The organism is Streptantibioticus ferralitis (assembly GCF_029223525.1).
GTDB lineage: Bacteria > Actinomycetota > Actinomycetes > Streptomycetales > Streptomycetaceae > Streptantibioticus_A > Streptantibioticus_A ferralitis.
This window is the reverse complement of the sequence record NZ_JARHTQ010000012.1, coordinates 72259-90304: the sequence shown is the minus strand read 5'-3', so window position 1 is coordinate 90304 and position 18046 is coordinate 72259. Positions and strand designations below refer to the sequence as shown.

20 protein-coding genes are annotated in these 18046 nt (G+C 69.9%); 10 read left to right on the top strand and 10 right to left on the bottom strand.

Annotated features, from left to right (window positions below):
- Positions 1–9: 9 nt before the first annotated feature.
- The 3 genes from P2L57_RS19740 to P2L57_RS19730 all read right to left on the bottom strand — a co-directional run bounded on the left by P2L57_RS19740 (position 10) and on the right by P2L57_RS19730 (position 1354).
- Positions 10–246, bottom strand: coding sequence for a DUF7848 domain-containing protein (locus tag P2L57_RS19740; RefSeq protein WP_275816300.1), 237 nt, complete (start codon positions 244–246; stop codon positions 10–12).
- Positions 243–467 carry a hypothetical protein gene (locus P2L57_RS19735; protein ID WP_275816298.1) on the bottom strand — a complete coding sequence of 75 codons (225 nt, stop codon included), beginning with the start codon at positions 465–467 and terminating at the stop codon, positions 243–245. Before P2L57_RS19735 ends, P2L57_RS19740 begins: the two co-directional genes overlap by 4 nt.
- A 533-nt stretch (positions 468–1000) precedes the next feature.
- Positions 1001–1354 (bottom strand): hypothetical protein, encoded by a 354-nt coding sequence (locus P2L57_RS19730; RefSeq protein ID WP_275816296.1) that lies wholly within the window; start codon positions 1352–1354, stop codon positions 1001–1003.
- Between the two features lie 317 nt (positions 1355–1671).
- Here P2L57_RS19730 and P2L57_RS19725 point away from each other — a divergent pair, with 317 nt between their 5' ends.
- The 7 genes from P2L57_RS19725 to P2L57_RS19695 all read left to right on the top strand — a co-directional run bounded on the left by P2L57_RS19725 (position 1672) and on the right by P2L57_RS19695 (position 9452).
- Positions 1672–2724 carry a BMP family lipoprotein gene (locus tag P2L57_RS19725; RefSeq protein ID WP_275816294.1) on the top strand — a complete coding sequence of 351 codons (1053 nt, stop codon included), beginning with the start codon at positions 1672–1674 and terminating at the stop codon, positions 2722–2724.
- A gap of 266 nt (positions 2725–2990) precedes the next feature.
- Entirely contained in the window at positions 2991–4598 is a 1608-nt protein-coding gene (locus P2L57_RS19720) for an ABC transporter ATP-binding protein (RefSeq protein ID WP_275816527.1), read from the top strand.
- On the top strand, positions 4595–5719 hold the full coding sequence (locus P2L57_RS19715) for an ABC transporter permease (RefSeq protein ID WP_275816292.1): 1125 nt from the start codon (positions 4595–4597) through the stop codon (positions 5717–5719). Before P2L57_RS19720 ends, P2L57_RS19715 begins: the two co-directional genes overlap by 4 nt.
- Before the next feature lie 50 nt (positions 5720–5769).
- A complete protein-coding gene (locus P2L57_RS19710; RefSeq protein ID WP_275816525.1) occupies positions 5770–7053 on the top strand; it encodes an ABC transporter permease in 1284 nt (427 codons plus the stop codon).
- Entirely contained in the window at positions 7050–7448 is a 399-nt protein-coding gene (locus P2L57_RS19705; protein WP_275816290.1) for a cytidine deaminase, read from the top strand. The genes P2L57_RS19710 and P2L57_RS19705 overlap by 4 nt, the downstream gene beginning before the upstream one ends.
- A gap of 32 nt (positions 7449–7480) precedes the next feature.
- Complete coding sequence (locus P2L57_RS19700) at positions 7481–8758, top strand: thymidine phosphorylase (RefSeq protein ID WP_275816288.1); 1278 nt, start codon at positions 7481–7483, stop codon at positions 8756–8758.
- A gap of 97 nt (positions 8759–8855) precedes the next feature.
- Positions 8856–9452, top strand: a complete 597-nt coding sequence (locus tag P2L57_RS19695; protein ID WP_275816287.1) for a Uma2 family endonuclease — start codon at positions 8856–8858, stop codon at positions 9450–9452.
- Here the strand turns inward: P2L57_RS19695 and P2L57_RS19690 are convergent.
- Positions 9449–10705 (bottom strand): MFS transporter, encoded by a 1257-nt coding sequence (locus tag P2L57_RS19690; RefSeq protein WP_275816286.1) that lies wholly within the window; start codon positions 10703–10705, stop codon positions 9449–9451. The two genes, P2L57_RS19695 and P2L57_RS19690, sit on opposite strands and share 4 nt — an antisense overlap.
- Positions 10706–10767: 62 nt before the next feature.
- On the opposite strand from P2L57_RS19690, the gene P2L57_RS19685 reads away from it, so the two are divergent.
- A complete protein-coding gene (locus tag P2L57_RS19685; RefSeq protein ID WP_372515781.1) occupies positions 10768–11763 on the top strand; it encodes a LysR family transcriptional regulator in 996 nt (331 codons plus the stop codon).
- A gap of 16 nt (positions 11764–11779) precedes the next feature.
- Here the strand turns inward: P2L57_RS19685 and P2L57_RS19680 are convergent, their stop codons facing one another.
- The 3 genes from P2L57_RS19680 to P2L57_RS19670 all read right to left on the bottom strand — a co-directional run bounded on the left by P2L57_RS19680 (position 11780) and on the right by P2L57_RS19670 (position 13263).
- Entirely contained in the window at positions 11780–12040 is a 261-nt protein-coding gene (locus tag P2L57_RS19680; RefSeq protein WP_275816284.1) for a hypothetical protein, read from the bottom strand.
- A complete protein-coding gene (locus P2L57_RS19675; RefSeq protein ID WP_275816283.1) occupies positions 12037–12396 on the bottom strand; it encodes a hypothetical protein in 360 nt (119 codons plus the stop codon). Before P2L57_RS19675 ends, P2L57_RS19680 begins: the two co-directional genes overlap by 4 nt.
- A 72-nt stretch (positions 12397–12468) precedes the next feature.
- Positions 12469–13263: an alpha/beta hydrolase gene (locus P2L57_RS19670; RefSeq protein WP_275816282.1), complete on the bottom strand. Its 795-nt coding sequence runs from the start codon at positions 13261–13263 to the stop codon at positions 12469–12471.
- Positions 13264–13374: 111 nt separating this feature from the next.
- Between P2L57_RS19670 and P2L57_RS19665 the strand changes: the two genes are divergently transcribed.
- Positions 13375–14595, top strand: a complete 1221-nt coding sequence (locus P2L57_RS19665; RefSeq protein ID WP_275816281.1) for an adenosine deaminase — start codon at positions 13375–13377, stop codon at positions 14593–14595.
- Between the two features lie 260 nt (positions 14596–14855).
- Positions 14856–15170, top strand: a complete 315-nt coding sequence (locus tag P2L57_RS19660) for a hypothetical protein (protein WP_275816280.1) — start codon at positions 14856–14858, stop codon at positions 15168–15170.
- Between the two features lie 112 nt (positions 15171–15282).
- On the opposite strand, the gene P2L57_RS19655 is transcribed toward P2L57_RS19660, so the two are convergent.
- The 3 genes from P2L57_RS19655 to P2L57_RS19645 form a co-directional block, all read right to left on the bottom strand.
- Positions 15283–15828: a VanZ family protein gene (locus P2L57_RS19655; protein ID WP_372515778.1), complete on the bottom strand. Its 546-nt coding sequence runs from the start codon at positions 15826–15828 to the stop codon at positions 15283–15285.
- A gap of 87 nt (positions 15829–15915) precedes the next feature.
- The gene (locus P2L57_RS19650) at positions 15916–16512 is read right to left on the bottom strand and encodes a hypothetical protein (RefSeq protein WP_275816279.1); all 597 of its coding nucleotides are present in this window, start codon (positions 16510–16512) and stop codon (positions 15916–15918) included.
- The gene (locus P2L57_RS19645; RefSeq protein WP_275816278.1) at positions 16509–18041 is read right to left on the bottom strand and encodes an ATP-binding protein; all 1533 of its coding nucleotides are present in this window, start codon (positions 18039–18041) and stop codon (positions 16509–16511) included. The genes P2L57_RS19650 and P2L57_RS19645 overlap by 4 nt, the downstream gene beginning before the upstream one ends.
- Positions 18042–18046: the final 5 nt, after the last annotated feature.

The following is an 18046-nucleotide window of genomic DNA, read 5'->3' as shown; positions in this document are numbered from 1 at the left end:
CGGACCGGTTCAGCTCAGCAGCCTCGCCCGCCAGAAGCGGTGGATGATCTCCCGGAATCCGGTGTGCGAGGGGTTGCGCCCCACGTGCCGGAAGGCCCAGTCCCGGACGTCCTCGAACTCCTCGCTCGCCTGCGAGGCCTCGTCGCAGCGCATGCACTCCATCTCGAAGACCATGCGCGGCGCCTCCGGTGCGGTCTCCGGACCGATCAGCCAGTTCGCACTGCGGATCACCGGGTACGCGCTCAACGCGCCCACCTCCGGGCGGCGTTGACCTCCGCGACCCTGGCGCGCAGCGCGTCGGTCGGGCTGGCGGGGGACACGTCCCGCGGGTGGGCGACCCATGGTTCGCCTTCCCCGGCAGGGCGCAGGTGCACCATGCCCTGCCGCATGAACAGCACCACTCCGACGCGGTCCCGCGCCCTGTCCAGCACCACCGAGCCCGACTCTGGGATCTCCGCCGCCTGCATGCCTCACCTTTCCACTGCCGCTTACCGTGCGTAAACGACCCTTTACTGGTTGTTACCCGTGGTGAGGGGTGCGGCGCTAGGCTGAACAGGGGGTGTGGGGTTACGGGGGGTGTGCGCAGGGCTGGGGGTAACGCCTTTCGCGGCCAGGAGACTTGAACGCGCGAGACGGCAACAGGTTCAAAGGTCACGCGCGAGTTGAATGCGCACCGGCACAAGTGCGGTTACCGGAACCTTCTCCTTGTCGCCGAGGCGTGGAACTCCTCTGCGCGGGACGTAGAAGGCGACAGGATCGGCCGAACCAGGTGACCTGAAGGATGACGACGCGTTCCCGGCGTACAGCCGTGAGGTAGGCGATCGTCAATCGGCCACGTCGCTCCGTCCGTACCCCCGGAGAGTGCCCTGCGTGCGCCAAGCCGTCCAGAAAGATCGTGGAATCGCGAACGGTGATCTCGTTGGCGAGTGGTTCCAGCTCTCGGAGTGCTTCCGAAGGCAACCCGTCGAGCAGGTCATCGGGGTCGCATTCCCGGTGCCGGTCAGCCGTCTGCGACCTCGCGGTGGGCAGCGCGCACGATGTCACCGGCCTCCCGGATGGCGCGCGCTTGCCCTTCGGGGTCCTCGCTGGCAACCGCGCGCTCGGCCGCGTGCAGGCGGCGAGCCGTCCCCGGGTTTCTCTCGATCGCGACGACGACGCCCCAGTGCCGGTAGAGCATCTGGATCGGGACCACGCTGCCTTCCTCGCCCGCCTGGACGAAGGCCTTCTGCATATCCTCGAACATCTCTGGAAGGCGGGAGGGGGCGACCGCGGCCACAGCTTGGCGCAACGCTGGCAGCGTGAGCGCAGGCATGGGGATGATGGGCCTGTCGTGTTCCGGGTGCTGGGTGGTCATGCGCTGCCTTCCTGAGTGCCCTGTCAAGAATTGAGCTCCGTCTCAGAGTGTCGGCAGCGCTGGGGCGTCGGGTCGGGTCTCGCATGGGCCACCCGATCGGGTGTTCTGGTCGCCACGCAACGCCGTGCTGACAGGGAGCGCGGGTGCCACCGCCCTCGGTTACTGCCCCGCCACCCGGTGGCCCATGGCCGGAAACCGACCGTTGGCCTCGATCCGATAACAGGTTCTCAACCCCCCTTTACCTGACATCTACGCGCGTTAAGCTCCCGTTCGACCAGCGCCGGACGGGGCGCTATCTGGATGAAGGGGTACCCCTCGTGCGCCGGGTAACCACAACAATCGCCGCAGCCGGCATAGCCGCGGCCCTCGCGATCAGCGCCACCGCGTGTGGCGCGAGCTCCACCAGCTCGGGTTCGAGCACCTCGGGCTCGTCCTCCAGCGGAATGAAGGTCGGCATCGCCTACGACGTGGGCGGTCGCGGTGACCACTCGTTCAACGACTCCGCTGCGCGTGGTCTGGATCAGGCCACCAAGCAGTTCGGCGGCACGCCGAAGGAGCTGACCGCCAAGACCACCGACACCGAGTCGGACCGCGAGCAGCGGCTGTCCGACCTCGCCTCCGCCGGGTACAACCCGGTCGTCGCGGTCGGCTTCGCCTACGCCGACGCGGTCAAGGCCGTCGCACCGAAGTTCGCCAAGACGAACTTCGGCATCGTCGACTCCGTGGTGCCGGGCAACAACGTCGACAGCATGACGTTCGCCTCCCCGGAGAGCTCCTACCTCGCCGGTGTCGCGGCCGCGCTGAAGTCCAAGAGCGGCAACATCGGCTTCATCGGCGGTGTGGACAACCAGCTCATCAAGGGCTTCGAGGCGGGCTTCCGGCAGGGTGTCACCGACACCAAGCCGAGCGACAAGGTCACCACGCAGTACCTGACCACCGGCTCCGACCTGTCCGGCTTCTCCAGCCCGGACAAGGGCAAGAGCGCGGCCGGCGGCATGCTCTCCAAGGGCATCGACGTGATCTACAGCGCGGCCGGTAGCTCCGGCTCCGGTGCGATCGAGGCCGTGCACGGCCAGAAGGGCGCCTGGGCGATCGGCGTCGACTCCGACCAGTACCAGGACCCGGGTCTGGCCCAGTACAAGGAGTCGATCCTGACCTCCGCGATCAAGAACGTGGACGTCGCGGTGCTGGCCCTGATCAAGAGCGTGCACGACGGCAAGGCGCTCAACGGCAACAACACCTACGGCCTGAACAACGGTGGCGTCAGCCTGGCCACCAGTGGCGGGTTCATCAACGACATCCAGCCGCAGATCGACGCGGTGAAGACGAAGATCGTGGGCGGCCAGATCAAGGTCAAGTCCACTTCCTGACAAGGGAACGGCCTCCCGGCCAGTGGCTCCCGGGCAACCGGGTCACCCGCGGCCGGGAGGCTGAATCCACTCCCTGACAAGGGAGTTCGGTCATCGGCGTGGCGCACGGGGCCCGGTGGCGGAGGTGACTCTCCGCCGGGTCCCGTTGGCTACGTGGCCGTCCTGCGTCATCTGGGCAACCTACGCGCGTAGAACTCGATTTCGGTCGGTCACGCGGTACGTTCGCCCCCCACCGCCCCACTCCTTCGCCCCGAGGAGAGTGCGCCATCAACGCGTCCAGTAATCCTCCCGCTGCAAGCTCCCCCGCAGTCCAGCTCAAGGGAATCACCAAGCGGTTCCCCGGAGTTGTCGCCAACCACGACATCGACATCACCGTCGCCCGTGGCACCGTGCACGCCCTCGTGGGCGAGAACGGTGCCGGCAAGTCGACCCTGATGAAGATCCTCTACGGCATGCAGAAGCCGGACGAGGGCACCATCGCGATCGACGGCGAGCAGGTCACCTTCCACCACCCCGGCGATGCCATCGCCCGGGGCGTCGGCATGGTGCACCAGCACTTCATGCTCGCCGACAACCTCACCGTGCTCGAGAACGTCGTGCTCGGCAGCGAGAAACTGCACGGCATCGGCGCCAAGGCGCGCACCAAGATCCTTGAGATATCCGACAGCTACGGTCTCGGCATACGGCCCGACGTCCTCGTCGAGAACCTCGGCGTCGCCGACCGGCAGCGGGTGGAGATCCTCAAGGTCCTCTACCGCGGTGCCCGCACGCTGATCCTCGACGAGCCGACCGCGGTCCTCGTCCCGCAGGAGGTCGACGCGCTGTTCGACAACCTGCGCGGCCTGAAGGCCGAGGGCCTGACGGTCATCTTCATCTCGCACAAGCTCGGCGAGGTGCTGTCGGTGGCCGACGAGATCACGGTCATCCGGCGCGGTACGACGGTCGGTTCCGCCGACCCGAAGACCACCACCACCAAGCAGCTCGCCGAGCTGATGGTCGGCAGCGAACTGCCGTCCCCCGAGACCCGCGAGTCCACGGTCACCGACGTCCCGATGCTGACGGTGGGCGGCCTGCGGCTCACCGCGCCGGACGCCGACGGCGTCGAGCGGATGGTGCTGGACGACATCGCCTTCACCATCCACAAGGGCGAGGTCCTGGGCCTCGCGGGCGTCGAGGGCAACGGCCAGGCCGAACTCGTCGAAGCCATCATGGGCATGCGCGACGCGGACGCCGGGATCATCACGCTCGACGGCGCCGACATCTCGCACGCCCCCACCCGCAAGCGCCGCGAGAACGGCATCGGCTACGTCCCCGAGGACCGCCACCGCCACGGCCTGCTGCTGGAAGCCCCGCTGTGGGAGAACCGCATCCTCGGCCATGTCACCGAGGAGCCCAACAGCAAGGGCGCCCTGCTCGACAACGCCGCGGCGCGCCGCGACACCGAGCGGATCGTCGCCGAGTACGACGTACGTACCCCTGGCATCGACGTCACCGCCGCCTCACTGTCCGGCGGCAACCAGCAGAAGCTGATCGTCGGCCGCGAGATGAGCCACCGCCCCAAGCTGCTGATCGCGGCGCACCCCACGCGCGGTGTGGACGTCGGCGCGCAGGCGCAGATCTGGGACCAGATCCGCGAGGCACGCCGTGAGGGTCTGGCGGTCCTGCTGATCTCCGCTGACCTGGACGAACTGATCGGCCTGTCCGACACCCTGCGGGTGATGTACCGCGGCCGCCTGGTCGCCGACGCCGACCCCGCCACGATCACCCCCGAGGAGCTGGGTTCCGCCATGACCGGCGCGTCCTCCGGCCGCCTCGAGCACGTTGCGACGGACGCGGACGCCGCTCCGGACGCCGACGGGGGAGAGGAACGATGAAGAAGATCGACAAAGAGCGGCTGCTGCTCGGCATAGCCGCACCCGTACTGGCCCTGCTGGCCGCGTTCGTGGTCACCAGCCTGGTGCTGCTGGCCACCGGCAAGCAGCCGTTCGACGCCTTCCAGATCATGGGCAGCTACGGCGTCAAGAGCGACAGCCAGGTCTACATCCTGAACAAGGCGACCACGTACTACCTGGCGGGTCTCGCGGTGGCCGTCGGCTTCCGGATGAACCTGTTCAACATCGGTGTGGACGGCCAGTACCGGCTCGCGGCCTTCGCGGCCGCCGTGGTCGGCGGCATGGTCAACCTTCCCGGGATCCTCGAACTCCCGCTGATCATCATCGTCGCGATGCTGGTCGGCGCCATGTGGGCGGGCCTCGCCGGTCTGCTCAAGGTCGGCCGGGGCGTCAGCGAGGTGATCGCCACGATCATGCTGAACGCGATCGCCACCGCGATCATCAGCTATCTGCTGCAGCCGGGACGGCTGGCGCACCTGGACGCCAACACCAACAGCGTCCACACCACGGTGCTGCCGAAGTCGGGCTGGTTCTTCACCTTCACCACCAACCCGGCGGCCGGTCCCATCGAGGGCTTCATCGTCGTCGCCGCGCTGGCCGGTGTCGCCTACTGGTTCGTGCTCTCCCGCACCCGCTTCGGCTTCGACCTGCGGACCGTCGGACAGTCCGAGTCCGCCGCACAGGCCAGCGGCGTCAACGTCAAGCGCATGATCGTCACCAGCATGCTGGTCTCCGGTGCGTGCGCCGGACTCGTCGGCATGCCCACGCTGCTCAACGAGTCCCACCAGTACGCCACCGACTTCCCGGCCGGTATCGGCTTCACGGGCATCGCGATCGCGCTGCTCGGCCGCAACAACCCGGGCGGCATCGCCGTCGGCGCGCTGCTGTGGGCGTTCCTCGACCGCACCTCCAACTGGCTTGAGTTCAACGGCTACGACAAGGAGATCGTCGGCGTGATGCAGGGCGTCATCGTCCTGTCCGTCGTCGTCGCCTATGAACTCGTCCGCCGCTACGGCCTCGGCCGCCAACAGCGCCGGGTCGGCGAGCAACTCGCCGCTGCGGCCCGCAATACCGCCAAGCAGGAGCAGGAGGCAGCGATATGACCGCGGTGCGAAGCACCTCCGTTGAGGGCGGTGGCGGGCGACGGGCGGGCATGAGCGCCACCACCACGACCGCTGTACCGGCCACCGCGCCCAAGGCCCCGCAGGCCAAGCGCGGACGACTCTCCTACCCCGTACTGCTGTTGATCTTCGCGGGTGCGCTGCTCGCGGTCTGCGCGGTACGGGCGATCACCGGCGCGCAGGACGTCACCTCCTCGGGCCAGATCAGCGGCATGCTGCAGATGGCCGTGCCGATCGGTCTGGCGGGGCTCGCCGGTCTGTGGTCGGAGCGCGCCGGTGTGGTCAACATCGGCCTTGAGGGCATGATGATCCTCGGCACCTTCTTCGGTGCCTGGGCGGGTTGGCAGACCAACCCGTGGATCGGCCTGGTCGCCGGAATCCTCGGCGGCATGCTCGGCGGACTGCTGCACGCCGTCGCCACCGTGACGTTCGGCGTCGACCACATCGTCTCCGGTGTGGCGATCACCCTGCTCGCCCAGGGCACCACCCAGTACCTGGCCAAGCGCTGGTTCAACACCGGCCACGCCGCGGCGCTCGGCGGCAACCCGAAGCAGTCGCCACCCATCAAGTCGGTGCCGTCGATCACCGTGCCGGGTCTGTCCGACTCGCTGCTGACCATCGAGCACCACCACTGGTTCCTGGTCTCCGACCTCGCGGGCATCCTGGGCGGACTGGTCACCGGGCTGTCCTACTTCACCGTGCTCGCCGCCCTGCTGTTCGCCGCCACGTTCTTCGTCCTGTGGCGCACGGCGTTCGGTCTGCGGCTGCGCTCGTGCGGTGAGGCGCCGATCGCCGCCGAGTCGCTCGGCGTCAACGTGTACTTCTACAAGTACGCGGCGGTCGTGCTCTCCGGTGGACTCGCCGGCTTCGGTGGCGCGTTCCTGGCCATGGTCCCGTCGCACATCTACAACGAGGGCCAGACCGGCGGCCGCGGCTACATCGGTCTCGCGGCGATGATCTTCGGTAACTGGCGGCCGGGCGGTCTCGCCATGGGCGCGGGCCTGTTCGGCTACACCGACAGCCTCCAGCTGCGCAGCGGCGGCCCGGCCGCGCACGCGCTGCTCCTGCTGCTGGTGATCCTGTTGGTCCTGCTGGCCGCACGGAAGGTCTACCGCAAGAGTTACCGACAGGGCGTGCTGAGCGCCGCGTTCGCCGCACTGCTGCTGGTGTGGTTCCTCATGACGGACACCATCCCGAACGAATTCGTCTCCGCCACCCCGTACGTGGCCACGCTGCTGGTGCTCGCGCTGTCCGCGCAACGGCTGCGGATGCCCAAGGCGGACGGCAAGCCCTACCGGAAGGGCCAGGGCAAGTGACCGACCAGCACATCGGCTGGGCGGAGCTGCGCGCGGCGGCCCGGGACGTGATGACCCGGGCCTACGCGCCGTACTCCAACTACCCGGTCGGCGCCGCCGCCCTGGTCGACGACGGGCGGACCGTCGTCGGCTGCAACGTGGAGAACGCGGCCTACGGCGTCGCACTGTGCGCCGAATGCGGCCTGGTCTCCACGCTGCATGCCTCAGGCGGCGGCCGCCTGGTGGCGTTCACCTGCTGCGACGGCCAGGGCCGGGTCCTGATGCCGTGCGGGCGCTGCCGCCAGTTGCTGTGGGAGAACGGCGGACCTCAGCTGCTGGTCGACACCACGAGCGGCATCCGGCCGCTCAGCGAGTTGCTTCCGGACGCCTTCGGCCCCGACGATCTTGACCGATAAGGTCAAACCGACGTAAGGAACGCGAACCCCTCATGGACGTCATCTCCGTCATCCGTACCAAGCGCGACCGAGGTCGTCTCAGCGACGAGCAGATCGACTGGGTGATCGACGCGTACACCAAGGGCGAGGTCGCCGACGAGCAGATGTCCGCGCTCGCCATGGCGATCCTGCTCAACGGTATGGACCGGGCCGAGATCGCCCGCTGGACCGCGGCGATGATCGCCAGCGGTGAGCGGATGGACTTCTCGTCGCTGTCCCGCCCGACCGCCGACAAGCACTCGACGGGCGGCGTCGGCGACAAGATCACGCTGCCGCTGGCCCCGCTGGTCGCCGCGTGCGGCGCCGCCGTACCGCAGCTGTCCGGACGCGGCCTCGGCCACACCGGCGGCACGCTGGACAAGCTGGAGTCCATCCCCGGCTGGCGTGCGCTGCTGTCCAACGACGAGATGATGGGCGTACTGCGGGACGTCGGCGCCGTCATCTGCGCCGCGGGCGACGGCCTGGCACCCGCGGACAAGAAGCTGTACGCGCTGCGCGATGTGACCGGAACGGTCGAGGCGATCCCGCTGATCGCCTCCTCCATCATGTCCAAGAAGATCGCGGAGGGCACCGGCTCGCTGGTGCTGGACGTGAAGGTCGGCTCCGGCGCCTTCATGAAGAACCGCGAGGACGCGGCCGAACTCGCCCGCACGATGGTCGGGTTGGGCACGGACCACGGCGTGAAGACCGTCGCGCTGCTGACCGACATGTCCACTCCGCTGGGCCTGACCGCGGGCAACGCGCTCGAAGTCCGCGAATCCGTCGAGGTGTTGGCGGGCGGCGGCCCGGCCGACGTCGTGGAGCTGACGCTGGCCCTGGCCCGCGAGATGCTCGACGCGGCGGGGCTGAAGGACGCCGACCCGGCCAAGGCGCTGCGCGACGGTTCCGCGATGGACCACTGGCGCCGCATGATCGCCGCCCAGGGCGGCGACCCGGACGCGGAGCTGTCGGTGGCCCGTGAGCAGCACGTGGTGACCGCCTCCGCCTCCGGTGTGCTCACCGGGCTGGACGCCTACGCGGTGGGCGTCGCCGCCTGGCGCCTCGGCGCGGGCCGCGCCCGCAAGGAGGACCCGGTCCAGGCGGGCGCGGGCATCGAGATGCACGCCAAGCCGGGCGACACCGTCACCGCCGGTCAGCCGCTGCTGACGCTGCACACGGACACGCCGGAGCGCTTCGACTACGCACTGCAGGCGCTGGAGGGCGGGGTGACCGTTGCTCCGGCGGGGACGGCGTACGAGGCTGCACCTATCGTGCTGGAACGTATCGCCTGATTTTCGGGTCACTCGTACGGCTGAACGGGACCGGTGGACGGCCATCGGTCCCGTTCGTCATGCTGGGATCGGTGACGCACCGAACGAGGAGCACACCATGAGCGCACTCAGCGTCGAGCACGAGCCGGAGAACGGGTACGGCTGGGACGAGCTTGTCCGCCTCTGGGAGGAGACGGACTGGCCCGAAGGGTGCCTGGTGGAGATCATCGAGGGGATCATCACCGTGGCGCCAGCGCCTTCCAAGAGGAATGCCCTGACCGCAACGCGGCTCGCACGGCAGGTCGACAAAGTCATCCCGGAGGATTGGGGGGTCTTCCAGAACCTTGCCGGTGCTGTACCTGTTCGTCAGGGCTTGTATATCCCCGACTTGGCCGTCTTCGCCCATAGTGTTCTGGAAGCTCCCGGTCCCGCAAACTACGTTCCTTTGGATGAAGCCCAGTTGGTCGTCGAGATCACTTCAGGCAGAAATGCCAATCACGACCGGGTTGAGAAGCTGCGCGGCTATGCGATGGCAGAAGTGCCGTTCTACTTGCTGCTGGATCCGTGGCACTCCGGAGCACCGACAGCAACTCTCTATGGCGAGCCCAGGAACGGCATGTACCGCGTCCTCGCGGCGGTGAAGTACGGCGAGGAACTCCACCTCCCCGCCCCCTTCGACCTCACCATCGACACCAGCGTCTTCCCCGGCGCCTAACCGACCGCCGTCGCCCGCCGGGCCGCCCGCGTCCCGTACAGCGTGACGCCCGCAGCCGCGACCATCGCGGCCAGCCCCACCACCGTCGCCGCGGGCCAGCCGCCGTCGTGGTAGGCCGCGGCGCCGACCGTGCCGCCCACGCTGTTGCCGATGTAGTAGGCCGTCAGGTACAGGGCGCTGGCCTGGGCGCGGCCCGAGGTGGCGGTGTGCGAGACCGCGCCGGAGGCGACCGAGTGGCCCGTGAAGAAGCCCGCGGTGATCAGTACGAGTCCGGCCAGCACAGCGGCGATCGAGTCCGCCAGGCTCAGCAGCAGCCCCACCGCCACGGCGCCGATCCCGAAGTACAGCGCACCCCGCCGCCCCAGCCGGGCCACAAGCTTGCCCGCCGCGGCCGAGCTCGCCGTACCCACCAGGTACACCAGGAAGATCGAACCGACCAGGCCCTCCGGCAGGTTGAACGGCGCCGCCGTCAGGCGGTAGCCCAGCACCGTGTAGACCGAGCCGAACACCGCCATGAACAGCAGGCCGAGCAGATAGAGGCGGACCAGCAGCGGATTGCGCAGGTGCCCGGTGAGAGTGCGCAGCAGCGCGCGCGGGCTGATCGGCGACGGGGTGAAGTGCCGGGCCTTCGGGGCGAGCAGGATGAACGCGACCGCGCAGCCCAGTGACAGCACGCCCAGCACACCGAGCGCCACCCGCCAGCCCGCGAACTGGGCGACGAAACCGGCGATCACCCGCGAGGCCATGCCGCCCAGGCTGTTGCCCGCGACGTACAGGCCGATCGCGGAGGCGATCGCCTTCTTGGAGACCTCCTCGGCCAGATACGCCATGGCGGTGGCCGGAAGCCCGGCGAGCGCGACGCCCTGGAGGGTGCGCAGCACCACCAGCACGGTGAGGTCGGGCGAGAAGGGCACCGCCAGGCCGATCACCGCGGCGCTGACCACCGCGGCCGCCATGACCGGCGTACGGCCGTACTTCTCGGACAGCGTGCTGACCGGGATCAGCGCGATGGCCAGCCCGGCCGTCGTCATCGCCACCGTCAAGCTGGCCTGGGCCGGGCTCACCCGGAGGTCGTCGGAGATCGCGGGCAGCAGCCCCTGGGTCGAGTACAGCAGGAGGAAGGTGGCCGTTCCGGCGGCGAACAACGCCAGGATCGCGCGGCGGTAGGCGGCGCTGCCGGGCAGGAGCTTGGATTCCGCGGCGGCGTCCGTGGTCGTGGTACGAGCGGACGCCGGGGTATCGACATCGGGCATACCTCGAAAGTACGACCGGCATATTGATGCGTCCAATGCATGGAATCGCAATAATCGTTCCCATGCAGCATGACCGCAGGTCAACGAGGGGTGCTTCATCCCATCGCAAAGAAAACGACATTGAGGCGATAAACATCCGTCAACGCGGCGGCAGTACCGGGAGCTGGGCCGCGGTGCTCGCGCCGCGCCTCGCCCAGTTCGCCGCCGTCGCCCGCCATGAGCACGTGACCCGCGCCGCCCAGGAACTCGGCGTGCCGCAGTCCAGCCTCAGCCGCGCCATGGTCCGGCTTGAGGACGACCTCGGCGTCACCCTCTTCGCCCGGCACGGCCGTACGGTCTCGCTGACCCCGGCGGGGCGCGTCTTCCTCGGCTCGGTGGAACGCGCTCTCGACGGGGTGGAACGGGCCGCGGAGACCGTACGCGCCGACGCCGATCCGGCGACCGGGCGGGTCGCCTTCGGCTTCCTGCACACCCTCGGCCCCGAGACGGTACCGGGGCTGCTGCGGGAGTTCCGCGCCGACCACCCGGGCGTGCGCTTCCAGCTCGTACAGAACTACGGCGAGGCGATGTTGGAGAAGCTGCGCGCTGGGGAGTTGGACCTGTGCCTGACCGCGCCGCTGCCCGACGCGCCCGATCTGGTGGTGCGCCGCCTCGACGAACAGCGGCTGCGCCTGGTCGTCCCCGAGGGGCACCGGCTCGCGGCCCGCAGGCGGGTACGGCTGGCGGAGACCGCCGACGAATGGTTCGTCACCCTGGAGCCGGGATACGGGCTGCGCCGGATCACCGACCGCCTGTGCGCGGAGGCCGGGTTCACTCCGAAGGTCGCCTTCGAGGGCGAGGAGGCGGAGACCCTGCGCGGCCTGGTCGCCGCGGGGCTGGGGGTGGCCCTGCTGCCACCCCCGCCCGTACCGCGCCCCGGCGTGGCGGAGTTGACGGTCTCCGGCCCCCGTGCCGTCCGCGAGATCGGCGTCGCCTGGCTGGACGGCCACCCCGACACGGCTCCGGTCGCGGCGTTCAAACGGTTCCTGTTGGGGCGGCGGGGGCGGTTGTTGGCGTAGTGGGTGCGTCGGGCGCTCAACCGGCCCAGGTGACGCTGGTGATCACGATGACTTCTGACCGCTCAAGCGGAAGAAAGGCTAAGAGACCGAACCCTCCGAAAAATTCAAGCAGCCGCAAGCTGCCTGGTCTCGGCCCCCTACCCACGTCCAGCGCATCCCGCCCCAGGTCGGCCAGTTGCTGCGCCATTCGCTCTACCTCGGCCACCACCTCCTCGGGCAGCCCGCCCACAACGTGTTCGGCATCCGGGTCATAGGCCCAGGACCACGCGTCGCTCACCGGGTGGTGTTCACCTCACGTTCCGCGGTATCCATGATGGCTCGGATTTCAGCCAAGGCAGGGCGTGCGGCGTCGAAGGTGGGTGCGGACTGCGCCGCATCCTCCATCTCGCGCAGCCGCGCGGCACGCGCTGGATGGCGCTGGATCGCGATGGTCATACCCCAGTAGAGGAGGAACGTGCGTAGTGGCGCGATGCTGCTTTGGGCGGCGGCGTTCTCCGCGGCTTCCGCCAAGTGCTCGTTGAACCTGGGCAGATCAGCGGGGATGATCTGTGACACCGCCCGCCGCAGGGCTGTCGGCGTCAGGGCTGGCATGGCGATGAGCGGCCCCTCGGGCGGGGTGTGCTGGGCGGACATGGCCTCTCCTCGGAGTCGGACGACTTCACCGTAGCGCGGCCCACATGGGCGCCGGACGCGTCGCCCGCATTTTCATACCTTCGTGCGAGGGTGCCTCCCGAACCCCGCCGCCAGCGGCATCCTCAAACCCAGCGGCGGCGGAGCCGCCAGCGCGTCGACCACCGGGCGGGCCAGCGCGCTCCCGCACAGCGTGCCGAGGGTGAAGTCGGCGGTGAGGGCCATGACCTCGGGGCGGTGCTGGTGGAGCGAGTGGCCGTCGGAGTGGACCTCGAAGCGGCAGACGTTCGGGTTGACCTTCTTGACCCGTTCGGCCAGCCGATAGGACAACTCGGGGTCGGACCTGACGTCGTTGGTGCCGTGCACCATCAGCACATGGCGGCCCGCGAGGTGTTTCACCGGATCGGGTTCCTCTCCCTCCGGCAGCCAGGGGGCGAGGGCCGCCACGGAGTTGACGGCCGGATGGCCGCCCGCCCGCAGTGCGGCGCGGGCGCCCATGTTGATGCCGACCAGGCACAGCGGTACGTCCCCGTACCGCCGGACGATCTCCTCCGCCGCCCATGCGGCGTCCTCGGCGAGGTGCGCGTGATTGCCGTTCCACCCCTGGAAGCGGTAGTGCACCACATGTGCGACCAGGCCCTCGGGCCGTCCGGCGCGCACCAGGGCGCGGGCCAGCGGCCAGGCCGAGGCGGCCGACAGCGCGGAACCGCGGCGGGTGCTGACCGCGCGGCCGGCGGGCAGTACGAGCACCGCGGCGCGCACGGCGGTCCCGGCGACGGCGCCCACCGCCCTGCCGAGCCGAGCCCCCCGCAGGGGCGCGATGCCTTTCCGGGGGGTGACCCCCGGACCCCCGAGCGAGTGCGAAGCCATGGCAAAACCTTGGCAGACGCGGCGGTGTGCTCCACCTGGCCGGTAGGTCAATCTTCGGTATCGGAATGGCTTCACTCGGCTTTCTACGCGCGTAGGGGCTAGCATCGGCCAATGGAGAAGACAAGCCAGCTCACGAATCAGCTGGAGCACACCCTCGGAGACGCCGCCTCCGCGACGCCGGACCGGATCCGCCGGGCACCCAAGGTGCTGCTCCACGACCACCTCGACGGTGGTCTGCGTCCCGAGACCATCATCGAGCTCGCCCAGGCCGTCGGATACGACAACCTGCCCGAGACCGACCCCAAGCGCCTCGCCGCCTGGTTCCGGGACGCCGCCGACGCCCCGGCCAAGGAGGGCGGCGCGGGTCTGGTGCGCTATCTGGAGACCTTCACCCACACCTGCGCGGTGATGCAGACCCGCGACGCGCTCTACCGGGTGGCCGCCGAGTGCGCCGAGGACCTGGCCGCCGACGGGGTCGTCTACGCGGAGATCCGCTACGCCCCCGAGCAGCACCTGGAGGCCGGACTCACCCTCGAAGAGGTCGTCGAGGCGGTCAACGAGGGCTTCCGGGAGGGCGAGCGCCGGGCGCTCGCGGCCGGGCACCGGATCCGCGTCGGCGCGCTGCTGACCGCCATGCGGCACGCCGCACGCTCGCAGGAGATCGCCGAACTCGCCAACCGCTACCGCGACCTCGGCGTCGTCGGCTTCGACATCGCGGGCGCCGAGGCGGGCTTCCCGCCCACCCGCCACCTCGACGCCTTCGAGTACCTCAAGCGCGAGAACAACCACTTCACCATCCACGCCGGTGAGGCCTTCGGCCTGCCGTCGATCTGGCAGGCGATCCAGTGGTGCGGCGCCGACCGGCTGGGCCACGGCGTGCGGCTGATCGACGACATCCACGTCTCCCAGGACGGTTCGGTCAAGCTGGGCCGACTGGCCTCGTACGTACGGGACAAGCGGATCCCGCTGGAGATGTGCCCGACCTCCAACCTGCAGACCGGTGCGGCCGACAGCTACCACGAGCACCCCATCGGCCTGCTGCGGCGGCTGCACTTCCGGGTGACCGTCAACACCGACAACCGGTTGATGAGCGGTACGACCCTCAGCCAGGAGTTCGGCTACCTGGTGGACGCGTTCGGCTACACGCTCGACGATCTGCTGTGGTTCACCGTCAATGCGATGAAGTCCGCGTTCATTCCTTTCGATGAACGTCTGGCCATGATCAATGATGTGATCAAGCCCGGCTACGCCGAACTGAAGGCCGAATGGCTGTTCCGTCCGGCGACCGGACAACCCGGTGTGGCCAGCGGTTCTGCCGCCGAGCGGGACTGACGGGCGGGCGCGGGAACGCGCAGGGGGTCGTGCGGTCACGGTGGCGCGCGCGGCCCCGGCGGCCTGTTTGCACCGGCGACGGCGTGTCACTAGCGTGCTGCGAACGGTGATCGCCTCATTACCTGGCGTGGTCACTGCCGTTGTCGTCGATGGCTCGGCGCCGGGCAACCGACCGCCGGATACTGCCAGGTTCTGGAATTCCGCGGTAACGGCCGGTGTGTCATCGCGGGCCGCCACAAGCCACCAGAGGATGTATTGCGATGAAGAACGGAACCATCAGGACGCTCGGTGCCGCAGCGCTCGGCGTGGCCTTCGCCGCCGCCGCGGGCTCCGCGAACGCCGCGGAGACCGCCGCCCCGGCGGCGCTGCCGGTCGCCAACCCGGCCACCGCGGTCGACGGCCTCACCGGCAAGCTCCCGGTCCAGCAGACCGCCAATCTGCTGCCCGGCGCGGGGACCGCCGCGCAGACGGCCCAGGACACCCTGAAGTCCCTGGCCAGCCCGAACGGTAACGGTCTGCTCGGTGGACTGCCGATCAGCTCGGTGACCGGCGCGCTGGGTGCCGCCGGCCACTGACGCCCCTCCTCTTCGGGCGTCGCACCAGAGCGGGCCGTGTTCTTCCCCCCGGGACACGGCCCGTTCGCCTGCCCGGGGCCGGTTGCCCGTGGGACGTCGGGTGGGAAGCCGGTTACCGGGCCGCGCCCACTCCGGACATCATCGGTGTCCTGCTCTGCGGCTCCCGGTCCGGCTGGTGACCGCGGCGACGGCTTCCGCGGCGCCGCCGCAGTGCCGCCCGCGCCGCGGGCACCACCAGCAGATGCGCCAGCGCCACCCCGGTGGTGTTCAGCAGCAGCGCGTCCACGTCCAGTACCTGGCCCGCCATCCCGGTCCGTCCCGCCTCGAAGCAGAACGAGAGCATCAGACCGGTGAAGACGGTACGGGCGAAGGAGACCACCGGCGGCACGTCCAACCGCCCACCGGCCAGCGGCAACAGCACGCCCAGCGGCGCGAGCAGCAGCAGACCGCCCCCGATGTTCCGCGCCGCCGCCGCCGGTCCGAGCGCCAGATCGGCTCGGATGGTGTGCAGCGGAGTGAAGTTGCCCGCCGCCATCCAGGTCGCGGAGAGCGGCCGCAGGGTGAACCAGCAGACAGCCGCCAGATACAGCGCGGTGAGCACCACGCCCACGGGTCGCGCCCCGGTCAGGGTCGGCTGCTGCCGCTCATCTCGCTGCACGCCGGGAATGACGCCCGGTACCGTGCGGTGGTTCCTGGGCGCCGCCGGACGAGACCTACGTCATGTCACGGCGCGGCCCGCGGGCCGTCAGGAGACCTTGGTGCCCTCGGTCGACCCGGCCTCGGGGCGGGTGCGCAGCCCGTCGTCGCAGCGGTAGCGCAGCGGCGCCATGTTCTTGTCCGGGCCGCCGAGCACCACCGACCGGTCGGCGGCGCCCGCCACCGTCCCCGCGACGGTGCACACCAACTGGCCGACCGCGTACGACGGCAGGTCATCGGGGTCCTGGTTCAGCCGCAGCGTCTCCGGCGGATCGCCCGGGAACGGAGCCGTGACGGTCAGCCCGCCCGGCACCTCGGAGGCGAAGCCGCCCCGCTCCTCGGCCTGGTCGGGCTTGCGCTGCAACTCGGCCAGCAGCATGCGGGCGGTGCCGAGCCGGTCCTGATGCCGGTCCGGAACCATCCGCCGTACCGGCGAGACCCGCTGGCTGCACACCAGATAGACATCCGCGACCACCATGCCCGGCGCCTTGGCCGACGCCCCGGTCCTCGGCTGGTCGCAGGACACCCTGGTCGGCGCGGCGCCCGCGTCGACCGGCACCGAAGTGGCGCGGATCCCGCACCCCGCCGTACCGAGCAGCAGCGCCAGCAGTGCCAGCCCCGCGCCCAGTCGCCTTGGCGACGTCAACTCCGCCCCTCCTCGGGCTCGTTGGGCTCCCCATGATCACTCGGGTCGCCGGACTCATGGTGTTCGGCGGGCGGGATCGGCAGCCGCAGGGTGAACACGGCGCCGCCCTCCGGCCGGTTGGCCGCGGTGATCGTGCCGCCGTGGATGTGCGCGTTCTCCATGGCGATGGACAGGCCGAGACCGCTGCCCTCCGAACGCGCCCGCGAGGCATCCGCCTTGTAGAACCGGTCGAAGACATGCGGCAGGACGTCCTCCGGAATGCCCGGCCCGTTGTCCGCCACCTCGACGACCAACGTCGCGTCTTCGGTCCGCACGGTCACCCGCACCGGTGAGCCGCCGTGCTTGAGGGCGTTGCCGATCAGGTTGGCCAGGATGACGTCCAGCCGCCGCGGGTCCAGACGGACCAGGATGCCGCGCGGCGCGTCCAGTTCCACCGCGTCCAGCCAGGCCCGGGTGTCGATGCAGGCGGTCACCATGTCGGCGACGTCCACCTCGTCGGCCCGCAGCTTCGCGGTGCCCGCGTCGAACCGGGTCACCTCCATCAGGTTCTCCACCAGATCGCCGAGCCGCCGGGTCTCGGTGACGACCAGCCGAACCGCCGGTTCGATCATCGGGTCGAGGGCGTCCGCCTCCTCCTCCAGCACCTCGGTCACCGCGGTGATCGCGGTCAGCGGGGTGCGCAGTTCGTGCGACATGTCCGCGACGAACCTGCGGGACGCCTCCTCCCGGCCGCTCAACTCCTCCACCTGGCGCTGCAACGCCTCCGCCGCGCTGTTGAACGTCCGTGACAGATCGGCGAGTTCATCGGTGCCCGAGATCCGCAGCCGGGTGTCCAGGCGCCCCTCGCCCAGTCTGCGCGCCGCGTCCCCGAGCCGTTGTACCGGCCGCAGCACCGTGGAGGCCGCCGCCTGGGCCAGCAGCGCGGCGCCGATCAGGGCCAGCGCGGTGGCGATGCCCAGCGACCAGGCCAGCGAGTTGAGGTCGGAACGCTCCGCGTCCAGCGACTTGTACATGTAGCCGGTCGGGCCGTTGCTCATCATCTTCGCGCCACCGACCAGGAACGGACGCCCGCCGGGCGCGGTCCGCTGCCAGTACAGGTGGTACGCGGCCTGGTTGCCGTCCTTGATCGGCCGGGGGTTCTGCACCGCCTTCTGCAGCGCGGCCGGCACCTGGTCGAGGGTGAAGACGTCCCGGTCGGAGGTGGCCGCGCACTGGTTGCCGTCCCCGTCCTTGGCGATCAGCAGCACCTGGTAGTTCTGGGTGCTGCTGGCCATGCGGTTGGCGGCCTCCTGCAACTCGTCGCACGGCGGATTCACCGGCAGCGAACCGATGTTGCGGGTCATCGAGGCGCGGAAGTCGTTGAGCGCCGCGTTCTGTGCACGGGTGAGCACCGCGTCGCGGTTCAGCCAGTACGCGATACCGGAGACGGAGACGGCGGCGGTCAGCGCGACCGCCGCGAACACCGCGACCAGCCGCAGCCTCAGGCTGCCGAACCTCAGCCGCGACAGGGCGGCCCTGAACCTCACCATGGCCT

Coding starts and splice junctions, on each gene's coding strand:
- P2L57_RS19730 (WP_275816296.1), bottom strand. CDS start 1,354: ATGACCACCCAGCACCCGGAACACGACAGGCCCATCATCCCCATGCCT.
- P2L57_RS19695 (WP_275816287.1), top strand. CDS start 8,856: ATGAGCGCACTCAGCGTCGAGCACGAGCCGGAGAACGGGTACGGCTGG.
- P2L57_RS19715 (WP_275816292.1), top strand. CDS start 4,595: ATGAAGAAGATCGACAAAGAGCGGCTGCTGCTCGGCATAGCCGCACCC.
- P2L57_RS19675 (WP_275816283.1), bottom strand. CDS start 12,396: ATGTCCGCCCAGCACACCCCGCCCGAGGGGCCGCTCATCGCCATGCCA.
- P2L57_RS19665 (WP_275816281.1), top strand. CDS start 13,375: ATGGAGAAGACAAGCCAGCTCACGAATCAGCTGGAGCACACCCTCGGA.
- P2L57_RS19700 (WP_275816288.1), top strand. CDS start 7,481: ATGGACGTCATCTCCGTCATCCGTACCAAGCGCGACCGAGGTCGTCTC.
- P2L57_RS19710 (WP_275816525.1), top strand. CDS start 5,770: ATGAGCGCCACCACCACGACCGCTGTACCGGCCACCGCGCCCAAGGCC.
- P2L57_RS19645 (WP_275816278.1), bottom strand. CDS start 18,041: ATGGTGAGGTTCAGGGCCGCCCTGTCGCGGCTGAGGTTCGGCAGCCTG.
- P2L57_RS19735 (WP_275816298.1), bottom strand. CDS start 467: ATGCAGGCGGCGGAGATCCCAGAGTCGGGCTCGGTGGTGCTGGACAGG.
- P2L57_RS19685 (WP_372515781.1), top strand. CDS start 10,768: ATGCAGCATGACCGCAGGTCAACGAGGGGTGCTTCATCCCATCGCAAA.
- P2L57_RS19690 (WP_275816286.1), bottom strand. CDS start 10,705: ATGCCCGATGTCGATACCCCGGCGTCCGCTCGTACCACGACCACGGAC.
- P2L57_RS19670 (WP_275816282.1), bottom strand. CDS start 13,263: ATGGCTTCGCACTCGCTCGGGGGTCCGGGGGTCACCCCCCGGAAAGGC.
- P2L57_RS19660 (WP_275816280.1), top strand. CDS start 14,856: ATGAAGAACGGAACCATCAGGACGCTCGGTGCCGCAGCGCTCGGCGTG.